Origin of the sequence: Bacillus swezeyi, from assembly GCF_030908325.1 — a bacterium.
Taxonomy (GTDB): domain Bacteria; phylum Bacillota; class Bacilli; order Bacillales; family Bacillaceae; genus Bacillus; species Bacillus swezeyi.
This window is the reverse complement of record NZ_CP133085.1, coordinates 3,565,487-3,590,544: the sequence shown is the minus strand read 5'-3', so window position 1 is coordinate 3,590,544 and position 25,058 is coordinate 3,565,487. Positions and strand designations below refer to the sequence as shown.

Sequence of the window (25,058 nt, the reverse complement as noted above, 5' to 3'; positions counted from 1 at the left end):
TGAATCGCTATGATGTAGTTGTGAACAATTTGTTAATTATTTATGAATATTATGCGTCAATCTGCTGAAAAAACGGTCCGTTTTTCAGGGCTCTAAAGTGAAGGATTTCACAAACTTTTTTTCATAAAAAGCCGGCAACAGGTTGACAATAACCAAAAGGCTATTTTCAAACCGGCTTAGAGTAAAATACAGAAAAGGTGGATGTGATTCCGTTGAATAAGCCAAAAGTAGTAGTGTTAGGTGCAGGTTATGGTGGATTAATGACCGTGACGAGACTTGTCAAAAAAATCGGTATCAATGAAGCAGATATTACGCTTGTCAATAAGCACAACTATCATTATGAGACAACCTGGATGCATGAGGCAAGCGCAGGTACACTTCATCATGACAGATGCCGCTACCCAATTAAAGATGTCATCAACACGTCCCGCGTCCGTTTTGTTCAGGATACGGTGAAGAACATCAATAAAGAAGAAAAAAAGGTCGTCCTGGGAACCGGTGAGATTGCATACGACTACCTCGTCGTCGCATTGGGAGCTGTCCCTGAGACCTTCGGAATTTCCGGACTGAAAGAATACGCATTCTCCATTTCAAACATTGATTCCTCCCGTCAGCTTCGCGAGCATATGGAATATCAATTTGCGACATACAATACAGAAGCCGAAAAACGTCCTGAGCGTCTGACGATTGTTGTCGGAGGAGCGGGTTTTACAGGAATAGAATTTTTGGGTGAACTGGCTAACCGCATACCGGAATTGTGCAGGGAATATGATATTGACCGCCAGCAGGTCCGCTTAATTTGTGTGGAAGCTGCGCCGTCTGTACTGCCTGGCTTCGATCCGGAGCTTGTCGATTATGCTGTCAACTATCTGGAAGGAAAAGGCGTCGAATTCAAAATCGGTACTGCCGTAAAAGAATGCACACCTGACGGCATCTTCGTCGGAAAAGACGACCAGACTGAAGAAATTAAAGCAGGTACGGTTGTGTGGGCAGCCGGTGTCCGCGGAAATCCGGTGATCGAGGAATCAGGCTTTGAAAACATGCGCGGCCGTGTCAAAGTGAAACCTGATCTTCGGGTTGATAGCTTTGATGACATTTTCGTCATCGGCGACTGCTCGCTCGTCATCAATGAGGAAATCGACCGTCCATATCCGCCGACAGCGCAGATTTCAATGCAGCAGGGCGAAACTTGCGCGACAAATATCGCCGCATTGATCCACGGCAAAGAAACAGAAACATTCAAATTTGATAATAAAGGCTCTGTCGCATCGCTTGGCGAACACGATGCGATCGGTGTGGCTTTGGGCAAAAAAATGACCGGAACTTCCGCGTCCATGATGAAAAAAATCATCGACAACCGTTCGCTCTACCTGATTGGCGGACCGGGTCTTGTGCTTAAAAAAGGGAAATTTAAATTTTTCTAAGATCACCAGCTAAAAAAGAGCTTGCAGCGGGTGCTGCAGGCTTTTTTATTTCATCCCTAAATCTTTAAAAACAAAAGAAAAAGGAAGAAATCCTCTTCTTTAAGCGCTTACATCAAATAATCCGTCATATTTTCTGACTTTATCATTGACAATCTTCATGGTAATATTATCAGAAAATTAAGAAAAAGGTGTGTATCTGATGAAGACTTCTTCGACCCATCGCTCTGAATCATCCTGTACATTTTGTTCAGGAAAAGGCTATTTTCAGCTGCTGCTCGGCGGTTCGGAAACGTGCAGCAACTGTCAGGGAACCGGAAAAGACCGCTAAAGCCGGCTTTCCAATGATTGACTCAAGTTCCTTCTCCAATGTACACTAAAAGGGGTTACTTGGGGGTGGAAGGCTTTGATAAGTTTACCAGTTGTGATCATATCGGTTGTCTTGTTTTTCGTGCTGTTTTTCGGGATCGGCTTTTTGCTGAACATGCTGCTCAGGATGTCCTGGATTATGGCTGTCATTTATCCGATTGTATGCCTTTTCATTGTGAATAAAGAAAAATGGATTCGCTATGTAGAGGCTCCGGGAGAGGCCTTTTCAGGGCTTTTTGACAGAGTGGCTTCTTTAGCTGCAGCGGATATCTTGATTTTAGCAAGCGGAATGGCCGGGGCCCTTCTGTCCGGAATCACGATCAAAGCATTGCGAAAAAGAGGATACCAAATGTTTTAAACCTTCTTTTTGCTGAAGAAGGTTTTTTTGCGCTTTGAATTTTTTCACTTTTCTTGAAATTTTTCCGCTATTTGAATATTTCTTTTCCCTCTTGGAAACAATTAGATGGTGAGAGGAGTGGGAAGAATTGAGAAAAGTGATGACAATGTTCAGGCGTTTTTTGATGACCGTTTTGTTTGTCCTGGCTTTTATGACAACGTTCTTTGCCGTTTCAGGCGTAGAAGCGCGGGACATATCAAACTGGGCAAAAGAGCAGGACTTGTCCTTCAAACAGTTAAGACTGACTTTTAAATCACTTCCGAAAGAAAAAGCGGAAAAGACATCGCTGTCTGCCGCAAAGCAAATCAAAAACAAACCGAAAAAGCTTGAGGACGCATTTGATTGGAGTAAATATCCGAAACAAAAAGTCACCGCAACAGGGTATACTGCTGGGGCTGAATCGACTGGAAAACAGCCTCATCATCCGGAGTACGGGCTTACATATTCAGGAGTCAAAGTGAAAAGAGATTTATATTCGACCGTTGCAGCGGATCCGTCCGTCTTTCCGATCGGAACGATTTTGTTCATTCCCGACTACGGCTACGGCGTAGTCGCTGATACAGGATCTGCCATTAAAGGAAATCGGCTTGACTTATACTATGAAACGGTTGAAGACGTCTATAATGAATGGGGAAAGAAAACTCTTGACGTTTATGTCATTAAAAAAGGGGACGGCTCTGTTACGGAAGAAGACCTCTCAAAGCTGAATGAAAACAAATCGATGCAGGTATTCAGACAAAAGTATAAAATGGCGAAAGAATAAGCAAAAAAACGTTTAAGACCTGAAACGGCTTAAACGTTTTTTATGTTTACATGAATAGATAGTGAAGGAACAAAGTCAAGATGATTCCCGTCAGCCCTCCGAAAAAGACTTCGATCGGCTGATGGCCTAACAGCTCTTTTAACTTTTTTTGCTTTTCTTCCTGATGCACTTTTGGAAAATCCTTTGCCTCATTGACGAAGCGGTTAAAGTCCCGGACAAGCCGATTGAGCACCGTTGCCTGTTCTCCGGCGTGTCTTCTGACGCCGGTTGCATCAAACATCGTGATGACCGCAAATATTGAGGAGACCGCAAACAAAGACGAATCCATCCCATGATCAAGGGCCACACCCGTAGAAAGCGCCGTGACGGCCGCTGAATGAGAGCTCGGCATTCCTCCCGTGCTTGTCACCAGCCGCCAATCCCATTTTTTTGAGACGATAAAGTAAATGGGCACTTTGACGAACTGAGCGAAAAAAATAGCGGCAAAGCTTGCCAGTAAGGGAAAGTTTGTGAGGATTTCCATTTTCAGAACATCCTTTCTATAGAGAAAATAGAGATGAATTCAGAAAATCACACAGTTATTTGTTAGAATATATCATATGAAACCTTATACGGAAAAAATGTTTTTCCTATTATAACATTGTTGCCTCAATTTTACTCACTTTGCTGATAAGGAGCTGTGAACTTGATGTTTTATGCCTTTAAAGACTTTGATCAAAAAGAAACGCTGCTGATCGGATTATTTAAAAAAAGCCAATTGTATGGAAAAGCGGAAGAAATCGACCGCCTCTTGAACGGTCAGCTCTTACAGCTTTTAAAAGACGGGGATGTGTCTTCCAAAAAAGCGAAAGTGTCTAAAATATTTACCCCGTCACTCCCGGGTGTCAAACGGCTGTATGTCGTCGGATTGGGACGGGAGGCGGAATTCACGTTTGAGGACGCGAAGCAGTGCTTTTCTGAAGCTGTCCAAACGATTTATAAAGACAGAAAACAGGAGATGGCGGTTTTGCTTGACAGCTTCGTGTCTGATCAAGTCTCTGCAAACGATGCTGCACATGCATTGGCGGAATCCTGCATGCTGTCATGCTATGAAGTGCAGGATTACAAGCACAGACCTAATGAACCCGATCATTCCCTGAAAAATGTCTATGCTTTGACAGACCATGACCTTAAGGAAGTTCAGGCCAGCCTGCATGTCGGACAGGTGTATGGCCATGCGACGAATTCGGCGAGAACCCTCGTCAACATGCCGGGCAACATGCTCACGGCGGCCGATCTTGCCTCATATGCGGCTGAACTTGCGGCTAAATACGAATTCGAATGCGAAATCCTTGAAAAAGATGAAATGGAAGAGCTCGGCATGGGCGGACTGCTGGCGGTCAACCAAGGGTCTGAAGAACCGCCGAAAATGATCGTTTTAAAGTATCAAGGGAGAGAAACATGGGATGATGTCATCGGTTTGGTCGGCAAAGGAATCACTTTTGATACCGGGGGCTACTCTCTCAAACCGAAAGACGGGATTGTCGGCATGAAGTCGGATATGGGGGGAGCCGCAAGTGTTTTAGGGGCAATGGAAGCGATTGGGGAATTGCGTCCCGAGCAAAATGTGCTTGCTGTCATCCCGTCTACAGACAATATGATTTCAGGCAGCGCCATGAAGCCTGATGATGTGATTGTTTCGCTCAGCGGCAAAACGATTGAAATTTTGAATACGGATGCTGAAGGAAGGCTCGCATTAGCCGATGGCCTGACTTATGCGAAACACCACGGAGCTTCTGTATTGATTGATGTTGCCACATTGACCGGGGGCGTGATCGTCGCTCTTGGTACGGAAACAACGGGGGCCATGACCAATCATGATCCGCTTTATCAGCATGTCCGGCAGGCGGCCGAAGAAGCGGGCGAAGCGATTTGGCAGCTGCCGATTACAGAAAAGGATAAGAAGAGAGTAAAAAACAGCCAAATGGCTGACTTAAACAATTCCCCCGGAAGAGAAGGCCACGCTATCATGGCCGGAACCTTTCTCGGGGAATTCGCAGAGCAGACACCATGGGTGCATCTTGATATAGCCGGCACGGCCACGATAAATAAACATACGTGCTTCGGGCCAAAAGGCGGGACAGGCGTGATGGTGAGAACGCTTGTCACATTTGTTGAGCGGTTTACGGGCAATCTGTAATCTTGAATCCCCTTCATGTTTATGAAGGGGATTTTTTATAGAAAAGTTTTCAAAATTTAAAAGCTTCATTGACGCAATCACAAATCATGTGGTACTATACGTTCATTACTTTAATTATCTACTACATTAGCAAACTAAAGTGTTTTCTCGGAGGTTTAAAATATGAATGCAGTTGTGATTGCTGTTATTGTGATGCTTATATTAAGCCTGCTGCGGGTCAATGTTGTCATTGCCCTGATTGCAGGTGCTCTAGCCGGCGGTCTGACCGGCGGGCTCGGCCTTGGTCAGACGGTCAGTGTTTTTACAGAAGGGCTTGGAGGAAATGCGACGGTAGCCGTCAGCTACGCGCTTCTTGGCGCATTTGCAGTCTCCTTGACGAAAACGGGCCTTCCGGATGCCATGGTCGAAGCTGCTGTAAAGCTGATCGGCAAAGAAGGGGATACGCGGCGTAAAACACTTTCGAAAGTGTTGATCGTCCTTGTCATTTTAATCATTTCGTGTATGTCGCAAAATGTCGTACCTGTTCATATCGCATTTATACCAGTTTTAATCCCGCCATTATTGAAAATTTTAAATGAGCTGCAAGTGGATCGCCGGGTGATTGCGTGTGCGATGACATTCGGATTAACGGCTCCTTATATTTTGCTTCCGGTCGGGTTCGGCCAGATTTTTCAGGGGATTTTAAAAGATAATATGAAAGACGCGGGGCTTTCCGTTACCTTGGCAGATATTCCGCTTGCAATGATCATTCCGATCGCGGGAATGGTTGTCGGTCTTGCGGCAGCGGCTTTTGTATATCGAAAACCGCGCACATACGAAATGAAAGAAATCGCCGGACAAAAGCCGGCGGCTTATACGAAAAAAAGCCTTGCTATCGCCGTGGCGGCCATCGCTGTCTCATTAAGTGTGCAGCTTTATTTATCACAGAGCTTAGACGTTGACGGCATGATATTCGGCGCGCTCAGCGGATTGGCGGTATTATTCTTAAGCGGTGCTATGAAAAGAGGCGAAGCTGACGAACTAATCACGAGCGGGATGAACATGATGGCGTTTATCGGCTTTGTCATGCTTGCCGCTGCAGGCTTTGCCAATGTCCTTGAAAAAACGGGTGATGTGCAGTCCCTTGTTGAAGCTTCAACAGGCTTGATCAGCAACAATCAGGTTGTCGGCGCCTTGCTGATGCTGATCGTCGGGCTGCTTATTACAATGGGAATCGGTTCATCATTTGCGACAATTCCGATTATCGCAACCATATTTGTACCGCTGTGCTTGCAGCTCGGTTTCAGCCCGATGGCGACAATCGCCATTATCGGAACGGCAGCTGCTTTGGGAGATGCCGGTTCACCGGCGAGCGACAGCACACTTGGACCAACGTCAGGCTTAAATGCAGATGGACAGCATCACCATATTTGGGATACTTGTGTCCCGACCTTCATTTTTTACAATATTCCGCTGATTTTGTTCGGTTGGATCGCTGCGATTATTCTTTAAAAAAAATTCCCCGTTTGCAGGGGAATTTTTTTTTATATTTGCTAAAATAAAAACAGAACCTGTTGGGGTTAAAAAGTGGTATGTCTTCTGAATCCGCCCGCTTTCTGAACCGCTCTATAAACCTTTGAAGCCAGTGCGGCCAGCAGGACGGAGAAGGCCAGGTCTTTGATGAAAAACCAGGTCATCATCCCCCATGCGTGAGGATAAGCTATAGGCGTGTCAAGCCAAGTTCGAAAAGCGAGATACATATAGTTGACGCCGATTACATAGATGATCAACGTACCGATCAATGAAGCTGTGAAAAAATGGCCTGTACCCGGTTCGGATTTTCTGTCAGTGATCGAGCCCGCAGCATATGCTGCTGGGATATAGGACAAAATAAAACCGCCGCTTCCCTTTAAAAAAGCGGCAGCACCGCCGGAAAAAGAAGAGAAAACAGGAGCGCCTATCAAGCCGACTAAAGCATAAACGATCATGGACAGCGCACCTAATCTGCGTCCGAGCAGAAGGCCGGCGAGCAAGCAGAAAAACGGCTGCATCGTCAGCGGAATCCCGCCGATTTGCAGAAAAGGGGCAAACGAAGTGATATTCGCGCCGATCCCCATCAGGGCGGCAAACATTCCGACAAGCGCCATGTCGCTGGCGCGAAGCTTTTGTTTTTTCATTTTGTTTGTTCCTCCTCATGATTCACAACTTTATCGTAAAAGATGATGAAATAGTTTGTCAACTTGTATTTTATATCAGTTAACAAAAAGGGGTGCTTTCATGTTTTTTGGAAAAGCTAGACAGCATCAGCAGTCTGACAGAGTGCCTCCAAACCAGAATGTCACAACATCGTTTCCAGTCCTCCATACAGGCCATGTTCCCGATTATGAAGATTTATCAAAATGGAATCTGCAAATCTACGGTTTGGTCGAACAGCCGCTCCTATTGACGTTCGATGAATTGTGCGAGATGCCGCAAAGCGAAGTGTCCAATGACATCCATTGTGTGACAGGATGGTCAAAACTCGATAATGTATGGAAAGGCATCAAGACGCAGGAAATAGCCAAAATGACAAAGCCGCTTGAGGAGGCCCGGTTTGTCATTTTGCATGCAGAGAAAGGCTGGACGGCGAATGTGCCGCTGGAGGACTTTTTAATGGATTCCTCTTTGCTGGCCCACTCCCACAACGGTGTTCCGCTCACCCCTGAACACGGCTTTCCGCTCAGGGCCGTCATGCCGCACCTTTACTTTTGGAAAAGCGCCAAATGGCTGAGAGGCATCCAGTTTACAAAGGAAAACCACCCGGGCTTTTGGGAGAAAAACGGCTACCATATGCGGGGGAACCCATGGAAGGAAGAAAGGTACAGTTTTGATTAATCCGTCATGATCGGAGGGAACGTGATGTTTTTTATACAGCTCATCATATTTTTCATGCTGGCTGCATGCTTTTTGTTTCTGTTTGCAGCATTTAAAAAAAGCGCTTTTGCCGTTTTTTTAACGGTTATGCTGGCTGCGCTTACAGCTGCACTGGTTTTGTCCGGAGACTTTTCAGACCGGGTCTTGTGGATGCTGCTTTTGTTTGGGGTGATCCCTGTTTTGGGAACGGCCCGGAGGATTTGGAATGGGCGGGGAGCTGAATAGGATTGTTTGAATTTCGCAATAAAAAACTGGAATCGTCAGTCTATGAAGAGAAAAGTTCAAAAAAAAGCTGTTTGAATTATGTTTTGGTGAAGGATTTGCAGTTGTGTATTTTCCTATTCTGTGGATTTGGAGCATTGATCTGCTTGAGTGGACAAAGCCTTATTTAATGTCAATTCCTTCTTTATTTGCATTTGCTTTGTTGGAATTTTTATTGCTGCAGGGCAGTCTGTATTGGTACCTCAAATATAAACGGGTAAAGCAAAACAGCTGCTCTGATCTAAGTCCGCAGATCATCCGCCTTTTTCTTTTATTAAAAAGGCTCAACTTGATGTTGGTGGGGGCAGGATTCCTTATTTTCACTATCAAATACAAAATAAATCACTAGATTTAATGCTTTATATTTTTCTCTATGTTTTTGCTGTAATTGAATATATCAACTGCTATCATATTAGGCTTTCTTATCTAAGCATTGAGGAGATAAAACTGCTAATGCGTCAAAGAGGGCCAAGATCTTCACTGCTGGCAAAAGAGTTAAGAAGAAGTCGTGGAATCATCCAGGATTCTTCGTGTTGATAGTAATTAGAAAATAAATGTTTAATATCCATATAAATGAATTAAAAAGCCGGAGACCGATAATGCAAGTCTCTGGCTTTTTTATGTTAAGCTTCTGTCGCAGACGACGAGTTTTCAATTGCCAGTTCCGCCGGAACGTAATCATAATTTAAATCTCTGGCCACCGCTTCATAGGTAATATGTCCGTTTGCCGCATTAACCCCGGCTTTGAGGGCCGCGTTTTCAAGAATCGCTTTAGCTGCACCCTTGTTTGCAATCTCAAGCGCATAAGGAACCGTTACATTCGTCAGTGCGATGGTAGAAGTCCGCGGAACCGCGCCAGGCATGTTGGCGACGGCGTAATGGACAATTCCGTGTTTTTCGTAGGTCGGGTTGTCATGGGTTGTGATGTGGTCGACCGTTTCAACAATTCCGCCTTGGTCAATCGCTACATCAACGATCACGGAGCCTGGTTTCATTTGCTTTACCATTTCCTCCGTCACTAAAGTCGGAGCTTTTGCCCCTGGAATCAGCACCGCGCAGATGAGAAGGTCGGCTTCAGCTACAGCGTCGGCAATGTTGACCGGGTTTGACATCAGTGTTTTGATTTGATGGCCGAATTGATCATCAAGCTGGCGCAGCCGGTCTGCGTTGAGATCAATCATTGTCACGTCCCCTCCAAGGCCGGCTGCAATTTTAGCCGCGTTTGTACCGACAACACCTCCGCCGATGATGGTAACCTTTCCGCGTGCAACGCCGGGAACGCCGGCTAATAAAATGCCTTTTCCTCCTTTTGGCTTTTCAAGAAATTGGGCGCCGATTTGAGCGGCCATTCTTCCGGCCACTTCTGACATCGGCGTCAGCAAAGGAAGAGAGCGGCCGGCGCTCACCGTTTCATATGCGATGGCCATGACGCCTTTTTGTTTTAATGCTTCTGCTAAAGAAGGCTCGGCAGCCAAATGCAGATAGGTGAACAAGATCAGCCCTTCTCTAAAATAAGAATATTCTTCAGGAAGAGGCTCTTTTACTTTCATGACCATATCGGCAGCATCCCAGACGGCCTTCGCCTGTTCGGCAATTTCCGCTCCCACCGATACGTAATCCTCATTTTCAAAACCGCTTCCTGCACCTGCATTTGCTTCCATGATCACGCGGTGTCCGGCGTTAATCAGCTGTGCCGCAGCACCAGGAGTTAAAGCTACCCTGTTTTCATTGTTCTTTATTTCTTTCGGAACCCCGATAATCATCGCATTGATCCTCCTTTTTCTGTAAAACGGCTGTTCTTTTAGTTTATACTGATTTTTTAGAATTTTCTTTGTTTGAATGAGAAAATAAAAAAACATGCATTTGTGGAATTTCACAAATGCATGTTGCGCAGCTTGATTTCAAGGTAAATCGTAAACTTTTCATTAATGTTTTTCAAATCGATTTCAGCGATTTTGCTAATGCGCTTCAGCCTGTAGTTTAACGTATTGACGTGAATGTTCAGCTTTTTGGCGGCAGTGTTGACATTGCTGTCGCATTCGATAAATTGTTCAAGCGTCTCGACAAGATTTGAGTGATGTTCTTGATCATAAGCTTCAAGCTGCATCAGAGAATAGTTGGGGTAGTTTGCTTGCTTTCTTTTTTCGGCAAGCACATCGAGATATTGATAAATGCCAAGTTCTGAAAAGCTGACGAGATGTTTGGTCTCATCCGCAAACCGCTCTTTCACTTTCAAGGCGGAGAGCGCTTCCTGATAGGACTGGTGCACACGGGTGATCAAGGCGTACATTCCGCCGATCGAAATGGTGCTGTCGTTCAGCTTATAGCGTTCTTCCAGCTGCTTTTGTATACTTCCGGCAAACTGTTTCAAATCGTTGAACGGCTGCCCGTTTTGCCCTGTTTTTGGAGAAGCGAGGATGATCAGCTCATTATAATCGATCGTGGTCAGAAGAATTTGCATCTGCTGAGTCGTTTCCAGCAAATAATTGAGCTGTTTTTCGGTTTTTTCCTCGATTTCATTTTTCAGGCGGATGATTAAGACAGAATAAGATGACGGCACACCGATTCCAAGCTGATGAAAGCCGTCAGCGATTTCCTGTTCTTCTGAAATATGGCCGGTGAGCAGCTTCCAGAAAAACTCCTGGCTGCGCTGTTCGTTTTTTCGTTTGCGGACTTGATAGGGCAAAAGCTTATTCTTAACAGAATCTGCGGCAAGCCTTAAGAGGTGCAGCTCTTCTTCCGACAGCTTTTTTTGGCTTTCAAGAGCCCAAATAAATCCGATCACTTCGCTGTTTTTCCAGATGGAGATCGCCACCCGGCTGCTCAGTCCGACTTCATCGATTTGTTCCACCCTGATCGGTTCGTCTGTTTTCATCAAGGCGGGGATTGTCCCGTCTTTCCAGAGCTTGTTGATCACCTTTTCCGGGACGCGCCGGCCGATGATCGTCGATGTCCTCGCCGGATCTGTATAATCGCTGTGCGTACTGTAAGCGAGGAGGCGATGGTTGACATCTTCTATCGTAATCGGACAGTCCAGCACCTCGCTGATATGATCTGCCACATCTTCTAATCGGTCATATTGATATTTAAAAGGATTCATTCGATTATTCATAAAAAACCCCTACTTTTATGTTTGCATGAAAAAATTTTGACATATACCCATCTTACTTTTATTATGAATATAGTTGTTTGTTAAAATCAACAAAAAAGTTGATTATGATTTATTATTTTTCATAAATGTTCTACGGTGTTACAACAAATTTAATTATTTTGAAATAAGAGGAGTAGGGAACATTGTTTATATTAGAGAAAATAAACGGCATTTTATGGGGAGTCCCGGGCATCGTTCTGCTTGTAGGGACCGGTATATTTTTGACGGTGATCTTGCGGGGGCTTCAATTTAAACGATTGATATATGCATTCAAGCTTGCTTTCGGGAAAGAAAAAGAATCAGCCGGGGCGGACGGCGATGTCAGCAACTTTAAAGCGCTGATGACGACGCTGGCCGGAACGATTGGAAACGGAAATATCGCCGGCGTGGCCACGGCGATTACGGTCGGTGGCCCGGGAGCTTTGTTTTGGATGTGGCTTGTCGGTCTTTTAGGGATGGCTACCAAATACAGTGAAGCTTTGCTGGCTATCAAATACCGGGTCAAAAATGAACGCGGCGAGTATTCGGGAGGACCGATGTACTACGTTGAGAAAGGCCTGGGGAAGAAGTGGAAGCCGCTCGCAGTCTTATTTGCGGTTTCAGGTGTGCTCGCTTCTTTTGGCATCGGTGACTCTGTTCAGTCCAATACGATTGCTGAAGTGGTTACACACACCTTCGGGATTCACGACTGGGTGATCGGCCTTGTGCTGGCGGTATTAACGGCGGCGATCATTTTCGGCGGCTTTCAGCGCGTCAGTACGGTTGCGAGCATCTTTGTGCCGATCATGGCGATTCTTTATATCAGCGGTTCTTTGATCATCATTTTTCTTCATTATGATCAAATTATTCCAGCGTTTCAGCTGATTTTTCATCATGCCTTCAACCCGGTATCAGCAGCAGGAGGTTTTACAGGAGTGATCGTTTCTGAGGCGATCAGAAACGGTATGTCAAAAGGGATCTTTTCAAACGAAGCCGGTTTGGGAACGGCGGCTTTAATCGCCGGAAATGCCAAAACGGATCATCCCGTCAAGGCGGCATTGGTCGCTATGACAGGGACGTTCATCGTGACTTTGATCGTTTGTACGATGACAGGGCTTGTCCTGATCATTACGGGCTTCTGGGATCCTTCAGGCGGCTTGCTTTCAGGTGTTGCCCATGACACATCCCTTGATGCAGGGGCGCTGACAAATGCCGCATTTGCTTCTTCACTAGGAATAACGGGTAAGTATATTGTGACGTTTTCAGTGATCTTTTTCGGCTTTTCAACAATTGTCGGCTGGTATGTTTATGGAGAAAAATGTCTTGAATACTTGGTTGGCTTAAAATGGGTGCCGGTTTACCGGATTGTTTATGTATTCGCCGCTTATTACGGTGCAGTCGCAAGCCTGAGTACGGTATGGGCTTTTGCCGACATGGCGAACGCTTTAATGATGATTCCGAACTTAGTGGCCCTTGTTTTATTATGGAAGGTGATCCGTGCGGAAACCGACGATTACTTTTTACATCACTACAATCGGCAAAAACCTGCTACATTAAAAGCCGGCTGATGAAAAAAAGCCTGTCTCCTTTGCTTGGAGGCAGGCTTTTTTTGGCTGCAGCTTCCTGAGTTCCTTCATTATAGTGCGATCCATCCTTTTCCCTATGGATTGTCAGGCAGGCCGTTTATTTGCTGGGTATTCCACCTGTAGTCATATAGAACCATTCCTTTTGATTCAGTCCGAAAAAGCAATATAAATTGAGAATTTATTACTAGATTTCTAGAATTTTAGCTGGATGGAAATAGAGGAATGATAAACCTTTAGACTCATTTTGTAAAATAACAACAGATTTGTTTGACTGTGCCTCAATCTTGTTTTTATAATTAAAACGTTCAAAAAAAATAAGTTATTTAGCCCATATCTAGGGCGAATAGCGCAGGAGGTATAAGGAATATGTCAGGAATCATTCGTGTTACGCCGGCAGAACTGCGGCAAATGGCTGACAGATATCAAAAAGAAAGCGGAGATGTAACTGAACAGGTTAACCAGCGTCTTGATCAAATGATCAATCAGCTTCAAGATATGTGGGAAGGTGAATCAAGCCGTGCATTCGCAGAGCAATATCAAGAGCTAAGACCTTCTTTTATTAAAATGGCTGAACTTCTAAGCGACGTTTCTAAACAGCTTCATCAGACTGCTAACACACTTGAAAGCACTGACCAAGACATCGCTAGCCAAATCCGCGGCTAATTTACAGATTAGAAGAAAGAGAGAAGCGCCTAATCCAAAAGAAGATGACGGCGCTTTTTCTATTGAGAGGTGATGAACTGGTGTATGTTGACATTACCATCGATTTAAAACATTATGACGGCAGCGCTTTTGATCTGAGACTGTCAGATTACCATTCCGTTAAAAAGGTAATCGACATCGCCTGGCAGGCCAAAAGCATCCATGTGCCGCCCAGAGAGGGATACTGGATTAGGGTCGCAAACAAAGATGCCGTTTTTTCAGGCGAATACACGTTAGCACAATGCGGTATTACGACGGGAGACCGACTGGAAATATTATGAAAGGATCTGGATGAATGGCAGAGAAAAAGAAAACGTATCTGGAAAATCAATTAGAGGCCGTCATGACGAAAGAAGAAGATACCTATATATTTCGTTTTCAGAGAGAAAAAATCAATCTTGTGAACGGCTTGGAAGCAAACGTCATTAAAGAAGTCGATCCTTCCTTTACAAAAGAAACCGTCATGACCGATGATGAAGTCCAAATTTCAATTCAGCCTCCTGCTGAATATAAAGCATTTCGTTATTTGAAGTCTAAAAATAAAAAAAGCAAATGGCTTTTCGCCTACCAGCTCGTCAAGGCTGTTGAAGAGCATGCTGTCAACAGGCTGCACCTGATCGTAGCGCCTGAAAACATTGTCTTTGACAAAGGGTTAACCCCTGAATTTTTACATTATGGAGTGAAAGAAAGCATTCCGCCATATGAAAACGATGAAGAAAGACTCTTTAAAGAAGTAAAAGCAGCAGCGGCGCTCGCTGTTGACGGAGAATTTACCTTTGAAGAGTATTTAAAATACAGTGAAACAATAAAGTTCTCAGATGAAGCGAAAGACATCGTCTCAAGCAAGTCGTACGGCGATTTAAAAGCCGTCATTCAAAAAAGACTTGATGAACTGGATGCTGAAGAAAAAACGCTTGTCCATCTTCCAAAGAAGAAGTGGAAGATTCAAAGATACATAGGATTAGGTCTTATTTTATGCTTAATACCGGCTGTTCTATTTTCTTTTTATTCACTATTTTTTGCACAGCCCAAACAGGAAGCCTTTGTCGAAAGCAACCGCTACTTTTTAAATAAACAGTACAGCAAAGTCATCAGTACGCTCGATAAATATGATGCCGGCGACATGCCCGAGTCTGTTCAATATCAGCTCGCATATTCATATGTTGCCGTTGACAACGTGCTGAAGGAAGCGGACGGACAGGAAACAGCGTTGAACACGCTCACTCTCCAAGCCGATCCGAAGTACTTTAAATATTTTATTCATATCGGACGGGGCGAAAACAAGGAAGCCTTAGACACGGCCCGACTGCTGGAGGACAATACGTGGATTGGTTACGCCATCGTTAAATATATGGAAGAAATCAAAGGCAATGACCAATTATCAAGTGAAGATCGAGAGAAACAGCTTGAACCGCTGAATAAAGAATATGAAGAAATCAAAAGAATGACAGAACAACAGGAAAGTGATCAGAAGGAAAATGCTGAAGAAACCCAGCAGGCAAGCACAGACGAGCAGGATGCCGAAAAGGCTAAACAGGAAGAAAAAGCAAAACAAGAACAGGCGGCAAAGGAAAATAAAGAAAAGGAAGACAAAAAGAAAAAAGATGATAAATAAAAGCGAAAAAACCTGTTGTTGGCAGGAGGCGGGAAAATGAGTCTGTTATGGATTTTTTATCAAGAAAACTATCAAAAAGTAAAACTGGATGATCACATCAGCCGCACCCTGACAATCGGACCTGATCTGAAGGATTCCGTCACCATCAGCCATTTTCCGTTTGAAAAGGGTCCGGTGGCTTTAGAAAAACAAAAGGAGTCCGTTCTTTACAGCGTATATCGGGAAGGGGAGCCTGCTTCTTCTCTGGCGCTCGGCGAAAACACGGCCGTAAAAGACGGCGCAGAAGAACTGACGCTCTTTTTAACGGAGGAATCCGAAAGCGCTCCTATCTACTATTTAGGGGATAGAAAAGAGATCGCTGTTTCTTCCCTTGATCAGGAAGCAGATATTTATTTCCCTGAAATGGATTCATTTTTTGGAGACGGCGGCACCTTCTCCTTCATCCGTCTTGAAGGCAAATGGAATGTGATTCCGAGCGACGCGCTCGTTTATATGAACGGAGAAAAAATATCCGCTCCCGCCGCTGTACAAAACGGGGATGAAATTTTATTCGGTTTGAATACTTTCCGAATCATTGAAGGCGACCTTTTAGAAGTAAATGGACAGGGAACGTTTGACACCAATTTGGAAAAAATGCTCAAACCTTCCTCTGAAACGAAAAATAAATATCCGCAATATCGCAGGCCGCCTAGGATGATCTATGACTTGCCGGATGAGAAAGTATCCTTCAGCTTTCCTGCGCAGGAAAGCGACGGCGACAACAGAGGCTTATGGCTGATGATTCTGCCTCCGCTTGTCATGCTGCTTGTCATGGGAATCGTGGCGATCATTCAGCCGCGGGGGATCTTTATTATCGTTTCTTTGGCGATGTTTGTGATGACGCTGATTACATCGACTGTGCAGTACTTCCGTGACAAAAATCAGCGCAAAAAACGGGAGGAAAAAAGGGAGCGTGTCTATACGCTGTACCTCGAAAATAAAAAGAAGGAACTTCATGAACTTGCAGAAAGACAGAAGTTCGTCCTGGAGTTCCACTTTCCGACATTTGAAAGAATGAAGTATTTGACGAAAGAAATCAGCGGCCGAATTTGGGAAAAATCAATTGAAAGCGCCGATTTCTTGCAGATTCGTCTCGGTACGGGAACGGTCGCTTCCTCTTATCAAATCAACCTGAACGGCGGAGATCTGGCAAACCGTGATACAGACCATCTGCTTGAACAGACGCAAAAGATGGAAGAAGTCTACAGGGAGCTGAGAAGCGCGCCCGTTACCGTCAATCTTGCCGAAGGGCCGATGGGGGTCGTCGGGAAAGAATCCGTCGTCAAAAATGAGATACATCAGCTTGTCGGACAGCTTGCTTTTTTCCACAGTTATCATGATTTGCGCTTTGTCTTTATTTTTGACGAGGCCGAGTACAAAGACTGGGAATGGATGAAGTGGCTTCCGCACTTTCAGCTGCCGCATACATATGCGAAAGGGTTTATTTACAATGAACAGACGAGAGACCAGCTTCTTTCAAGCATATATGAGATTTTAAGAGAACGGGATTTAGATGAAAACAGAGACAAAACCCGGTTCAGACCGCATTTTGTCTTTATTATCACCAATCAGCAGCTGATCGCTGAACACGTTATTCTTGAATATTTGGAAGGCAAGCAGAAAAACCTCGGAGTGTCGACGATCGTTGCGGCAGAGACGAAAGAAAGCCTGTCCGAAAACATTCATACCCTTGTTCGTTATATTACTGAGCAGGAAGGCGACATTCTGATCAAGCAAAAGAAAGCCGTCCAGATCCCGTTTCAATTGGACCACCATAACAGGGAAGATAATGAATTCTTTTCCCGTACATTAAGAACGCTTGACCACCAGATGGGCATGACGAACTCAATCCCTGACACGGTCTCGTTCCTTGAACTGTTCCATGCGAAAGAAGTCGAGGACATTGGAATCGCACAAAAGTGGCTGACAAGTGAATCGGCTAAATCGCTGGCAGTGCCGATCGGATACAAAGGAAAAGATGACATCGTTTATTTGAATTTGCATGAAAAAGCGCACGGTCCCCACGGATTGCTTGCTGGGACGACCGGATCGGGGAAAAGTGAATTTTTACAGACTTATATTTTGTCTTTGGCCGTTCACTTCCATCCGCACGAAGTCGCTTTTCTGCTGATTGACTATAAGGGAGGCGGAATGGCTCAGCCGTTCCGGAATATTCCTCATTTGCTCGGAACGATTACAAACATTGAAGGCAGCAAAAACTTCAGTACGCGCGCATTGGCGTCCATCAAAAGCGAGCTGAAGAAAAGGCAGCGCCTTTTTGATCAGTACAATGTCAATCACATCAACGACTATACAAAGCTTTACAAACAGAAAAAAGCGAAAACGGCGATGCCGCACCTGTTCTTAATTTCTGATGAGTTTGCCGAACTGAAAAGCGAAGAACCGGAATTTATCCGCGAGCTTGTCAGTGCGGCAAGGATCGGCCGGAGCCTCGGGGTGCATTTGATCTTGGCGACGCAAAAGCCCGGCGGCATCATCGATGACCAGATTTGGAGCAACTCCAGATTTAAAGTGGCCTTGAAGGTGCAGGACGCCAATGACAGTAAAGAAATCCTCAAAAACGGGGATGCGGCCACCATCACAGTAACAGGCCGCGGCTATTTACAGGTCGGCAACAACGAGGTGTACGAACTGTTCCAGTCTGCTTGGAGCGGGGCTCCTTATGCCGAGGACGCCTACGGAACAGAGGATGAAGTAGCGATTGTAACAGATACCGGATTAATTCCTTTATCAGATGTTGATGCAGACCATGCGGCGAAAAAAGAGGTTCAGACGGAAATTGCGGCTGTCGTGGAGCAAATTGAGCAGATTCAAACGAATTTGGAAATCGAAAAGCTCCCAAGCCCTTGGCTGCCTCCGCTTGATGAGCGCATCCCCAAAGCGCTTTATCCGTCAGAGGAAGCCGATACATTTCATTTCGCCTTTATTGATGAGCCTGAAAAGCAAAGTCAGGAACCAATCAGCTACCGGATGATGGATGACGGAAATATCGGCATTGTCGGATCATCCGGCTATGGAAAGTCGCTGACCGCCACTACCTTCCTGATGAGCTTTGCGGCCAAATACACGCCTGAGGAACTGCATTGCTACATCTTTGATTTTGGCAACGGAACACTGCTTCCGCTTTCGAGACTCCCGCATACAGCAGATTACTTCTTGATGGATCAGACGAGAAAAATCGAGAAGTTTATGGTGCGCATCAAAGAAGAAATCGAGCACCGGAAAAATTTGTTCCGTGCGAAGGAAATCAGTCATATTAAGATGTACAACGCGCTAAACGAAGAAAAGCTTCCGTTCATTTTTATCACGGTTGACAACTTTGACATTATCAAAGATGAAATGCATGAGCTTGAGGCTGAATTTATTCAGTTTGCACGCGACGGCCAGTCTCTGGGGATTTATTTGATCCTGACGGCGACAAGGGTCAACGCGATCAGGCAGTCGCTCTTGAACAATCTGAAAACAAGGGTCGTTCATTATTTAATGGATCAGTCTGAAGCCTATTCGATTATCGGAAGGCCGGAATTCAGCCTTGAGCCGATTCCGGGGCGCGTCATTATCAATAAAGAAAATCAGTACTTTGCACAAATGTTTATGCCTGTTGAAGCAAGCAGCGATATCGAGATGTTTGAAAAGATCAAAGCCGAAATCCAGGACATCGCAAACCGCTTCCAAGGTATGAGAAAACCGGCGCCGGTGCCGATGCTGCCGCTCGAGCTTTCAGTGATGCAATTGAAGAGGGACTATCCGCTGCAGCCTGAAAGAGGCCTTATTCCAATGGGGCTTGATGAAGAGTCTGTCGAACCTGTTTACTTCAACCTTGAGAAAAACAAGCACTGTCTCATCATGGGTCAGACTCAGCGCGGCAAAACAAATGTCATCAAGATCATGCTCGAACATCTGCTTGATCATGATACGAAAAAAATCGCTTTGTTTGATTCGATCGATCGCGGCCTGTCTCAATACGCGACAGAGGATCAGATCAGCTACCTTGAAACAAAGGATGACATTCTCCTTTGGCTGTCTGAAACCGAAGAAATATGCCGGACGAGGGAAGCTATGTATTTAGAGGCCGTCAAACAAGGTGAAATCGGCAACCTTGACTTTTCGCCAATGGTCTTTATCGTCGACGGAATTTCACGATTCCAGCAGGCGATTGACCCATCGATCCAAGATAAAATGGCGATGTTTATGAAGTCTTATGCTCATTTAGGTTTCCACTTTATACCTGCCGGAAATCACAGTGAGTTTACAAAGGGATATGATTCATTAACAAGCGAGGTCAAACAAGTCAGACATGCCATGCTGCTGATGAAAAAGTCCGAGCAGAACCTGATCCAGCTCCCATATGAACGGCAGGAGCCGGAAATTCAGCCGGGCTTTGGCTATATCGTTGAAAACGGTAAGGAAAGGAAAATTCAAATTCCTTTATGTTCTGTAGAAAGGAAGAAAACGAAATGACGGCACAACAAAAAAGCTCGCTGAAAATAATCAGCGCCATGGTCATCATCATTTTGCTGCCGGTCTTGTTTTTTCATTTCATCGGCGAGAACCCGACGAAAAAGGTATCGAATGCCACCAGGGAAATCGCCGTTGTAAATGAGGATATGGGGTTTGAGAAAAATGGCGAAGATGAGACCGGCGATGAAAAAGTCTTTTTCGGCCGCGATGTCGCGGCAATCTTGGCTGACCGTCCTGACTATGAATGGACGGTCGTAGGCCGCAGTGCAGCTGAAAGCGGACTTGCCGAAAGGAAGTACGATGCGATTGTGTACATTCCTTCGGATTTCTCAAAAAATATTTTAAGCTACAATGAAGACCGCCCGCAAAAAGCGGTCTTGGAATTCAGCATTCAGGACCGGCTTGACGCCGTCAACAAAGAAAAAGTCCAGCGCGAACTGCAACAAGCGCAAAAAACGATGAGCAAACAAATGTCTTCCCTGTATTGGGATTTCGTCAAACAGGAAGTCAAAAATGTCAGAACAGAATTTGACAACATCGTAGACAAAGAATCAGAGTTCCAAAACGCCATGTACAATTTCTATAAACCGAGCTCCAACAACCTAGCGGGTGAGGTCAATAGACAAAAAGAGATGATCGATACGCTCAAAGAGTCGATCAATGAAACGCAGAGCACGTCAAAAGACCGAAACGCGAGCGTTGAAGAAACAAAAAAACAGTTGGACGGCTTTGTCGAAAACGTCGATCAATATAAAAAATACCAGCAGGAACAGTCCGAACTGCTTCAGGCGGCACAAGCCGACAATGAAAAGCAAATCCAGGCAGGCCTGCAATCGATCGATGAAAAGCAGGACAGCGCCGCCAGCCGCTTCAGCGAAAGAATGAGCGGCATGACCACAGCGTTTGGCACCCTGCAGACCCAGTTCGGCTCGGCTGCGAGTTCGAATAAGGATTTGAGAACCTTCCGTGAAAATCAGGTCCCTGATCAAAAGTTTGCGATTGGTAATATTCAAAATCAGCTGATTGATGAGTATCAAGCGAAAACAAGAGTTTATAACTTAGATCAGATTCAGCCTGTAATGATTGATGCGCGTTCTAGGTTAACCCAACCGGAAGATTCTCCAGGCAGCACCGATCCTGATGAAGATGAGGATAAAAGTGATGATGAAGACAAAAATGGTGATGAGGAACAGCCGAAGGATCTAGGGATCGATCTTAAAGAACAGCAGGATGAATTAAAAAGCGTCGCGGCTGAACTGAAAGAATTATCGGATGGTCTTAAAGAATCTCCGGATAACGGAAACGCCAACCCGGGAGATGATGATCCTGCATCTGGCGAACCAGATCAAAATCAGGATCAAGACTCAAATCAAGACCAAGAGCCAAACCAAGAACCGAATCAAGAACCGAATCAAGACCAAAACCAAGGTTCAGAGCAAACTGAAGATCAGAATCAGCCAACTGCCGAAACAACGGAAAATGGGCAGGAGGAGGACAGCCAAACTTCGGATGATCAAACAAATGATCCGGGAACAGGTGACGATGGACAAACACAAGAACCTGGTGGCGAAACACCGACCGAGCAGCCGGATGATGTGGCTAAATTAAAAGAACAGTTAAACAATGCTGCCGCCCGGGTTGAAAAGGTCGAAGAAAATCTTCGCACAAAACAGGAAACGCACAACGAAGAGCTTAAAAAACAGCTTGAGAACCTTGATGATGAAATAAAAAACTTGAATAACAACATAGACGATTTAAATAAAAAAATAGATGGTCTGAACGATGATATTACAGATCTTAAAAATCAACAAACGGAAGATTTCGATACAATCCATACTCGCATTAAAAATATGGAGAAAAACATATTGAACTTTCTTCCGCAAGGTGAACGAAAAGATAAATTGAGCAAGGCTTTTGAATCTACTGTTAACACGAGAAATGTAAATGATCTGCTTAATTACCATAACTACCTATCAGTTTATGAAGCAACGCTTTTCGGCTCATTAAATCCAGGATATTCAGTCAAAGAGAGCGCCATCGCCAGTCAAAAAGACCAGGTTGATACAGTCCTCAGAATCAGCGAAGACGAAAACACGAAATGGGAAAACTTAAAAAACAACATGCTGGCGACAAGTGAAGATATCGAAGCATACACGTCTGGCATGGCTGATTTTGTTGACAGCTATGGCGCATTCATAGATGAAAAGCAAACTGAAATTCTTGATGAGCTGGGCACAATTACCGAAAGGGCGAATGCGGTCACTGATCAGCTCAGCAATCCTGTAGGCGCCGGAACGCCGGTGTTAGAGGGAGATGCCACAGATGGAAGCATGGTCATCAGCATGCAGGATACGCTTGGAAGTGACATTCTGAACCTTTCCGATATGCTCGGTTCATTGTCAGACCATCAGTCAGGCGTCATCGAGTATACGAACAACATTCAGGAAAGTGTAAACGACGTTCAGAAAAAAGCTGATACATTGAATTCAAACTGGGGCAAAAACGTCAATTCTACAAAGCTCGTCCGCGGAGATGTGTACGGCATTCTCGGAAATGCTTTTGGAGGAAATGACAGATATGTGTACGATTATCTGGCCAATCCGGTGAAAATCAGCGGGGATGTACCTGAGTCCAAAGCACAAAACGTACCACCGGTCGTCATTCTCGTGATTGTCATGATTTCAAGCTTATTAATCGGATATTTCAGCCATTATTATCAAAATGCTCCACTGCTTGTCAGAGGCGCACTGTTTGGAATACTGAATATCATTGTCGGTCTCATGATCAGTCTGTTCGGCTTGAACATCTACTCTCTTGCAGATGACCAGGCAGTGATGTGGTCGGCCTTTACGATTATGCTGCTTGTCGCAAGTTCAGCGATCATCAGAACGGCATTTATGCTTGGATCGATCGCCGGAGGCGCTGTAACAGCTGCCATGATTTTGTTCTATGTGGCGCCGCTGCTCGACTTGGCCATGCCGAATTTCAGTTTTGAAAATCCGGTATCTGCCGTGTATGTGTCGATTCAGTATGGAACTGGAAGCCAGTTTGCACTCGGAATCGGAGCATTAATATTAATCACGATCATCGCAGCTGCTGTTCCTTTTATTGTGGATTTTGCAAAATCAAGAACAGAAGAAAGCGAGAATGACCATGATGCGTAATGCGAAATGGGGAAAGAAGGGGATCATGGCAGTCATGCTCTCCTTCTTTCTTTTCACTCCGCTCGTGAAAGCGGAGGAGACGGATGAGGTGGATGTGAAGCCAAACGAATATCAAAAACAGGATGTAAAAGTCAACGCGGACTACTTTCAGGATGGCGCCGAAAACAAAGAAGACATTTCAATCCCTGAGGAATTAAAAAACTTTTCATTTAAAGAAAAGAAAAAAACGGATCCGAAAGAGGAACTGAAAGAAATATTGGCGCTTAAGTCGGATGAAAGAAATACGGTGGCGACAAAGCTGAAAGAGCTCAACCTGTCATTTGCAGTTGAACCTTCACAACATGGACAGGAAGAAGACGACAATCCCGGCAAGCAGTCGATCTTCCTGCCGATCTTGTATGGCGTGCTGATTCTTCTCGGCATCGCGGGCCTGTTCTTTTTGATTCCGAGAGTCAGCGGCCAGCAGAAAAAATAGGCGTTCTTAAAATTGAAAAATCCAAGATTCTACAAATTGCTGTCGGCGTGGATGGCTCTTGCATTGTCGGTCATGTGGCTGCTCTTTCTGGTGATGTCAAATGGGGTGTTTCTGTTGGAAGCCATCCTCTATTTCCTTGTGATTCTCGGTACATTGGGTTTTATTTTACTGTTTTTCCCGTCGATGGCTGAGGATTTCGATCAGGCAATGGAAGCTTTTTTTCATACCGGTTTCGGTATAATGGCGTCGTTTCTGGCACTTGTCATCATTGTCATTGCTGTGATTTGCATTTCAAAAAAACATGGCGGCTGGCGGTTAAAAGGTCTGCTTATTGTTGGGGCTGTGCTTCAGCTCATCGTGTGGGACTTGTTCAGTTTCCTGACAGCTGCTTTATATCTGCTCGCAGCCTTTCTTCCCGGGGAAAACACGGAAGCCCTTGAGAAGCGGGCCGATGAATCAGTACAATAATGGATAAGGAGGGAATCAATATGCATCTATCCATTGTCACGGGGGCGTCAAAAGGCCTTGGTGCAGCGATCGTCAAAGGGCTTTTAGAGAAAGGCCATATTGTGCACGCTTTATCGAGAAGCAAGTCTGATATATCTCATGACCGGCTGACTCAGCATGTGGCTGATCTCTCACAGCCGGCCGAAACAGAAAAGTGGTTTCAGCAATTTGCCGATTCCATCAAAATCGCCGACTTTGCCTCCATCACCTTGATCAACAACGCGGGAATGGTAACACCGATCAAACGCGCGGGTGAAGCTGAGCGGGAAGAGCTGAGAAAACACTATGACTTGAATTTGCTGGCGCCGGTTATCCTCAGCCAGCTGTTTACAAAATGGCTGGCGCCATACAAGGGTAAAAAAACGATCGTCAACATTTCGTCGGGTGCGGCCAAAAATCCTTATAAAGGATGGAGCGCCTACTGCAGCTCAAAAGCGGGGCTTGATATGTTCACGAAAACATTCGGCTATGAGCAGGAAGATGAGGAATATCCTGTGCGGATGATTTCGTTTTCCCCTGGGGTCATGGATACCGGCATGCAGGCTGTTATTCGCTCATCCTCGAAGAAAGATTTTCACGAAATTGAACGATTCAAAAACTATCAAACAGAAGGAAAGCTGAGAAGTGCGCCTTTCGTTGCCGGTGTGCTGCTTGATCTGCTTGAGACCCAGTTTGAAAACGGCAGAGTGTACGATATCAAAGAATTTTTGTGAGACATAAAAAAACAAGCACAAGGTTTAATCGTGCTTGTTTTTTCTTTTTAAAAGCTCGTTCACCGCCCAGCTTTGATGTATGTGAAATAAGGCTGTTATCGTCTGCTGCTGGCCCGTCTTTCATCACATACATAAAAATAGCCTTAACTCAGATTATACTGATGTTCATTATTTTTGAGCACATCCAACAACACACCCATCTCCATTTCAATCCTCATTTCTTCAAGAGCTTCCCGTTTGAGACACTTTTCATGTATTTTCAATTCCCCCGCCTGGAGAAAATACTTCCCTTTGATTGATCATCAGACTGTAGACGGTATGTCTCACAATGTAGTGTCCCTCTTCTTTGATTTCAAATGTGAT

Annotated in this window: 21 protein-coding genes; 17 read left to right on the top strand and 4 right to left on the bottom strand. The window is 45.0% G+C overall.

Going from position 1 to position 25,058, the window contains the following annotated elements; all coding sequences use genetic code 11:
- Nucleotides 1-206: 206 nt before the first annotated feature.
- The 4 genes from RBH91_RS17880 (at nt 207) to RBH91_RS17865 (ending at nt 2,950) form a co-directional block, all read left to right on the top strand.
- The gene (locus tag RBH91_RS17880) at nt 207-1,424 is read left to right on the top strand and encodes an NAD(P)/FAD-dependent oxidoreductase (RefSeq protein WP_162274723.1); all 1,218 of its coding nucleotides are present in this window, start codon (nt 207-209) and stop codon (nt 1,422-1,424) included.
- Nucleotides 1,425-1,623: 199 nt separating this feature from the next.
- Complete coding sequence (locus tag RBH91_RS17875) at nt 1,624-1,752, top strand: YuiA family protein (protein ID WP_187444588.1); 129 nt, start codon at nt 1,624-1,626, stop codon at nt 1,750-1,752.
- A gap of 75 nt (nt 1,753-1,827) precedes the next feature.
- Nucleotides 1,828-2,148, top strand: a complete 321-nt coding sequence (locus RBH91_RS17870) for a YuiB family protein (protein ID WP_307892394.1) — start codon at nt 1,828-1,830, stop codon at nt 2,146-2,148.
- Between the two features lie 136 nt (nt 2,149-2,284).
- Complete coding sequence (locus tag RBH91_RS17865; RefSeq protein WP_275667307.1) at nt 2,285-2,950, top strand: stationary phase survival protein SpsC; 666 nt, start codon at nt 2,285-2,287, stop codon at nt 2,948-2,950.
- Between the two features lie 46 nt (nt 2,951-2,996).
- On the opposite strand, the gene RBH91_RS17860 is transcribed toward RBH91_RS17865, so the two are convergent.
- On the bottom strand, nt 2,997-3,473 hold the full coding sequence (locus RBH91_RS17860) for a divergent PAP2 family protein (RefSeq protein WP_076762055.1): 477 nt from the start codon (nt 3,471-3,473) through the stop codon (nt 2,997-2,999).
- Between the two features lie 165 nt (nt 3,474-3,638).
- On the opposite strand from RBH91_RS17860, the gene RBH91_RS17855 reads away from it, so the two are divergent.
- Nucleotides 3,639-5,129: a leucyl aminopeptidase gene (locus RBH91_RS17855; protein WP_307894785.1), complete on the top strand. Its 1,491-nt coding sequence runs from the start codon at nt 3,639-3,641 to the stop codon at nt 5,127-5,129.
- Nucleotides 5,130-5,291: 162 nt separating this feature from the next.
- A complete protein-coding gene (locus RBH91_RS17850; protein ID WP_076762053.1) occupies nt 5,292-6,620 on the top strand; it encodes a Na+/H+ antiporter family protein in 1,329 nt (442 codons plus the stop codon).
- A gap of 68 nt (nt 6,621-6,688) precedes the next feature.
- On the opposite strand, the gene RBH91_RS17845 is transcribed toward RBH91_RS17850, so the two are convergent.
- Nucleotides 6,689-7,285 (bottom strand): biotin transporter BioY, encoded by a 597-nt coding sequence (locus RBH91_RS17845; RefSeq protein WP_307892393.1) that lies wholly within the window; start codon nt 7,283-7,285, stop codon nt 6,689-6,691.
- 100 nt (nt 7,286-7,385) lie between these two features.
- Between RBH91_RS17845 and RBH91_RS17840 the strand changes: the two genes are divergently transcribed.
- The gene (locus tag RBH91_RS17840) at nt 7,386-7,982 is read left to right on the top strand and encodes a sulfite oxidase-like oxidoreductase (RefSeq protein ID WP_307892392.1); all 597 of its coding nucleotides are present in this window, start codon (nt 7,386-7,388) and stop codon (nt 7,980-7,982) included.
- Nucleotides 7,983-8,006: 24 nt separating this feature from the next.
- Nucleotides 8,007-8,246, top strand: a complete 240-nt coding sequence (locus RBH91_RS17835) for a hypothetical protein (RefSeq protein WP_307892391.1) — start codon at nt 8,007-8,009, stop codon at nt 8,244-8,246.
- Nucleotides 8,247-8,905: 659 nt separating this feature from the next.
- Here RBH91_RS17835 and ald read toward each other — a convergent pair.
- Both ald and RBH91_RS17825 read right to left on the bottom strand, forming a co-directional pair.
- Nucleotides 8,906-10,045 carry an alanine dehydrogenase gene (gene ald, locus RBH91_RS17830; protein ID WP_307892390.1) on the bottom strand — a complete coding sequence of 380 codons (1,140 nt, stop codon included), beginning with the start codon at nt 10,043-10,045 and terminating at the stop codon, nt 8,906-8,908.
- Nucleotides 10,046-10,155: 110 nt separating this feature from the next.
- Nucleotides 10,156-11,394 carry a sporulation transcriptional activator AdeR gene (locus RBH91_RS17825; RefSeq protein WP_307892389.1) on the bottom strand — a complete coding sequence of 413 codons (1,239 nt, stop codon included), beginning with the start codon at nt 11,392-11,394 and terminating at the stop codon, nt 10,156-10,158.
- A 182-nt stretch (nt 11,395-11,576) separates the two neighbouring features.
- Here RBH91_RS17825 and RBH91_RS17820 point away from each other — a divergent pair, with 182 nt between their 5' ends.
- The 9 genes from RBH91_RS17820 (at nt 11,577) to RBH91_RS17780 (ending at nt 24,695) form a co-directional block, all read left to right on the top strand.
- Nucleotides 11,577-12,980, top strand: coding sequence for an alanine/glycine:cation symporter family protein (locus RBH91_RS17820; RefSeq protein ID WP_076762047.1), 1,404 nt, complete (start codon nt 11,577-11,579; stop codon nt 12,978-12,980).
- A gap of 384 nt (nt 12,981-13,364) precedes the next feature.
- Entirely contained in the window at nt 13,365-13,661 is a 297-nt protein-coding gene (locus tag RBH91_RS17815) for a WXG100 family type VII secretion target (RefSeq protein WP_076762046.1), read from the top strand.
- A gap of 80 nt (nt 13,662-13,741) precedes the next feature.
- Nucleotides 13,742-13,981, top strand: coding sequence for an ESX secretion system protein YukD (locus RBH91_RS17810; protein ID WP_076762082.1), 240 nt, complete (start codon nt 13,742-13,744; stop codon nt 13,979-13,981).
- 14 nt (nt 13,982-13,995) lie between these two features.
- Nucleotides 13,996-15,315 (top strand): type VII secretion protein EssB, encoded by a 1,320-nt coding sequence (essB, locus tag RBH91_RS17805; protein ID WP_307892388.1) that lies wholly within the window; start codon nt 13,996-13,998, stop codon nt 15,313-15,315.
- 36 nt (nt 15,316-15,351) lie between these two features.
- Nucleotides 15,352-19,836 carry a type VII secretion protein EssC gene (gene essC / locus RBH91_RS17800; protein ID WP_307892387.1) on the top strand — a complete coding sequence of 1,495 codons (4,485 nt, stop codon included), beginning with the start codon at nt 15,352-15,354 and terminating at the stop codon, nt 19,834-19,836.
- On the top strand, nt 19,833-23,000 hold the full coding sequence (esaA, locus tag RBH91_RS17795; RefSeq protein WP_307892386.1) for a type VII secretion protein EsaA: 3,168 nt from the start codon (nt 19,833-19,835) through the stop codon (nt 22,998-23,000). Before essC ends, esaA begins: the two co-directional genes overlap by 4 nt.
- A complete protein-coding gene (gene essA / locus RBH91_RS17790; RefSeq protein WP_239693668.1) occupies nt 22,984-23,475 on the top strand; it encodes a type VII secretion protein EssA in 492 nt (163 codons plus the stop codon). The genes esaA and essA overlap by 17 nt, the downstream gene beginning before the upstream one ends.
- Before the next feature lie 12 nt (nt 23,476-23,487).
- Nucleotides 23,488-23,943 (top strand): hypothetical protein, encoded by a 456-nt coding sequence (locus RBH91_RS17785; RefSeq protein WP_307892385.1) that lies wholly within the window; start codon nt 23,488-23,490, stop codon nt 23,941-23,943.
- Nucleotides 23,944-23,963: 20 nt separating this feature from the next.
- On the top strand, nt 23,964-24,695 hold the full coding sequence (locus RBH91_RS17780; protein ID WP_307892384.1) for a (S)-benzoin forming benzil reductase: 732 nt from the start codon (nt 23,964-23,966) through the stop codon (nt 24,693-24,695).
- Nucleotides 24,696-25,058: the final 363 nt, after the last annotated feature.

Bases quoted from the DNA above. Each gene is read 5' to 3' on its own strand.
- RBH91_RS17875 (WP_187444588.1), top strand. From the start codon at position 1,624: ATGAAGACTTCTTCGACCCATCGCTCTGAATCATCCTGTACATTTTGT.
- RBH91_RS17860 (WP_076762055.1), bottom strand. From the start codon at position 3,473: ATGGAAATCCTCACAAACTTTCCCTTACTGGCAAGCTTTGCCGCTATT.
- RBH91_RS17855 (WP_307894785.1), top strand. From the start codon at position 3,639: ATGTTTTATGCCTTTAAAGACTTTGATCAAAAAGAAACGCTGCTGATC.
- RBH91_RS17850 (WP_076762053.1), top strand. From the start codon at position 5,292: ATGAATGCAGTTGTGATTGCTGTTATTGTGATGCTTATATTAAGCCTG.
- RBH91_RS17845 (WP_307892393.1), bottom strand. From the start codon at position 7,285: ATGAAAAAACAAAAGCTTCGCGCCAGCGACATGGCGCTTGTCGGAATG.
- RBH91_RS17840 (WP_307892392.1), top strand. From the start codon at position 7,386: ATGTTTTTTGGAAAAGCTAGACAGCATCAGCAGTCTGACAGAGTGCCT.
- RBH91_RS17835 (WP_307892391.1), top strand. From the start codon at position 8,007: ATGTTTTTTATACAGCTCATCATATTTTTCATGCTGGCTGCATGCTTT.
- ald (WP_307892390.1), bottom strand. From the start codon at position 10,045: ATGATTATCGGGGTTCCGAAAGAAATAAAGAACAATGAAAACAGGGTA.
- RBH91_RS17825 (WP_307892389.1), bottom strand. From the start codon at position 11,394: ATGAATAATCGAATGAATCCTTTTAAATATCAATATGACCGATTAGAA.
- RBH91_RS17815 (WP_076762046.1), top strand. From the start codon at position 13,365: ATGTCAGGAATCATTCGTGTTACGCCGGCAGAACTGCGGCAAATGGCT.
- essB (WP_307892388.1), top strand. From the start codon at position 13,996: ATGGCAGAGAAAAAGAAAACGTATCTGGAAAATCAATTAGAGGCCGTC.
- essC (WP_307892387.1), top strand. From the start codon at position 15,352: ATGAGTCTGTTATGGATTTTTTATCAAGAAAACTATCAAAAAGTAAAA.
- esaA (WP_307892386.1), top strand. From the start codon at position 19,833: ATGACGGCACAACAAAAAAGCTCGCTGAAAATAATCAGCGCCATGGTC.
- essA (WP_239693668.1), top strand. From the start codon at position 22,984: ATGACCATGATGCGTAATGCGAAATGGGGAAAGAAGGGGATCATGGCA.
- RBH91_RS17780 (WP_307892384.1), top strand. From the start codon at position 23,964: ATGCATCTATCCATTGTCACGGGGGCGTCAAAAGGCCTTGGTGCAGCG.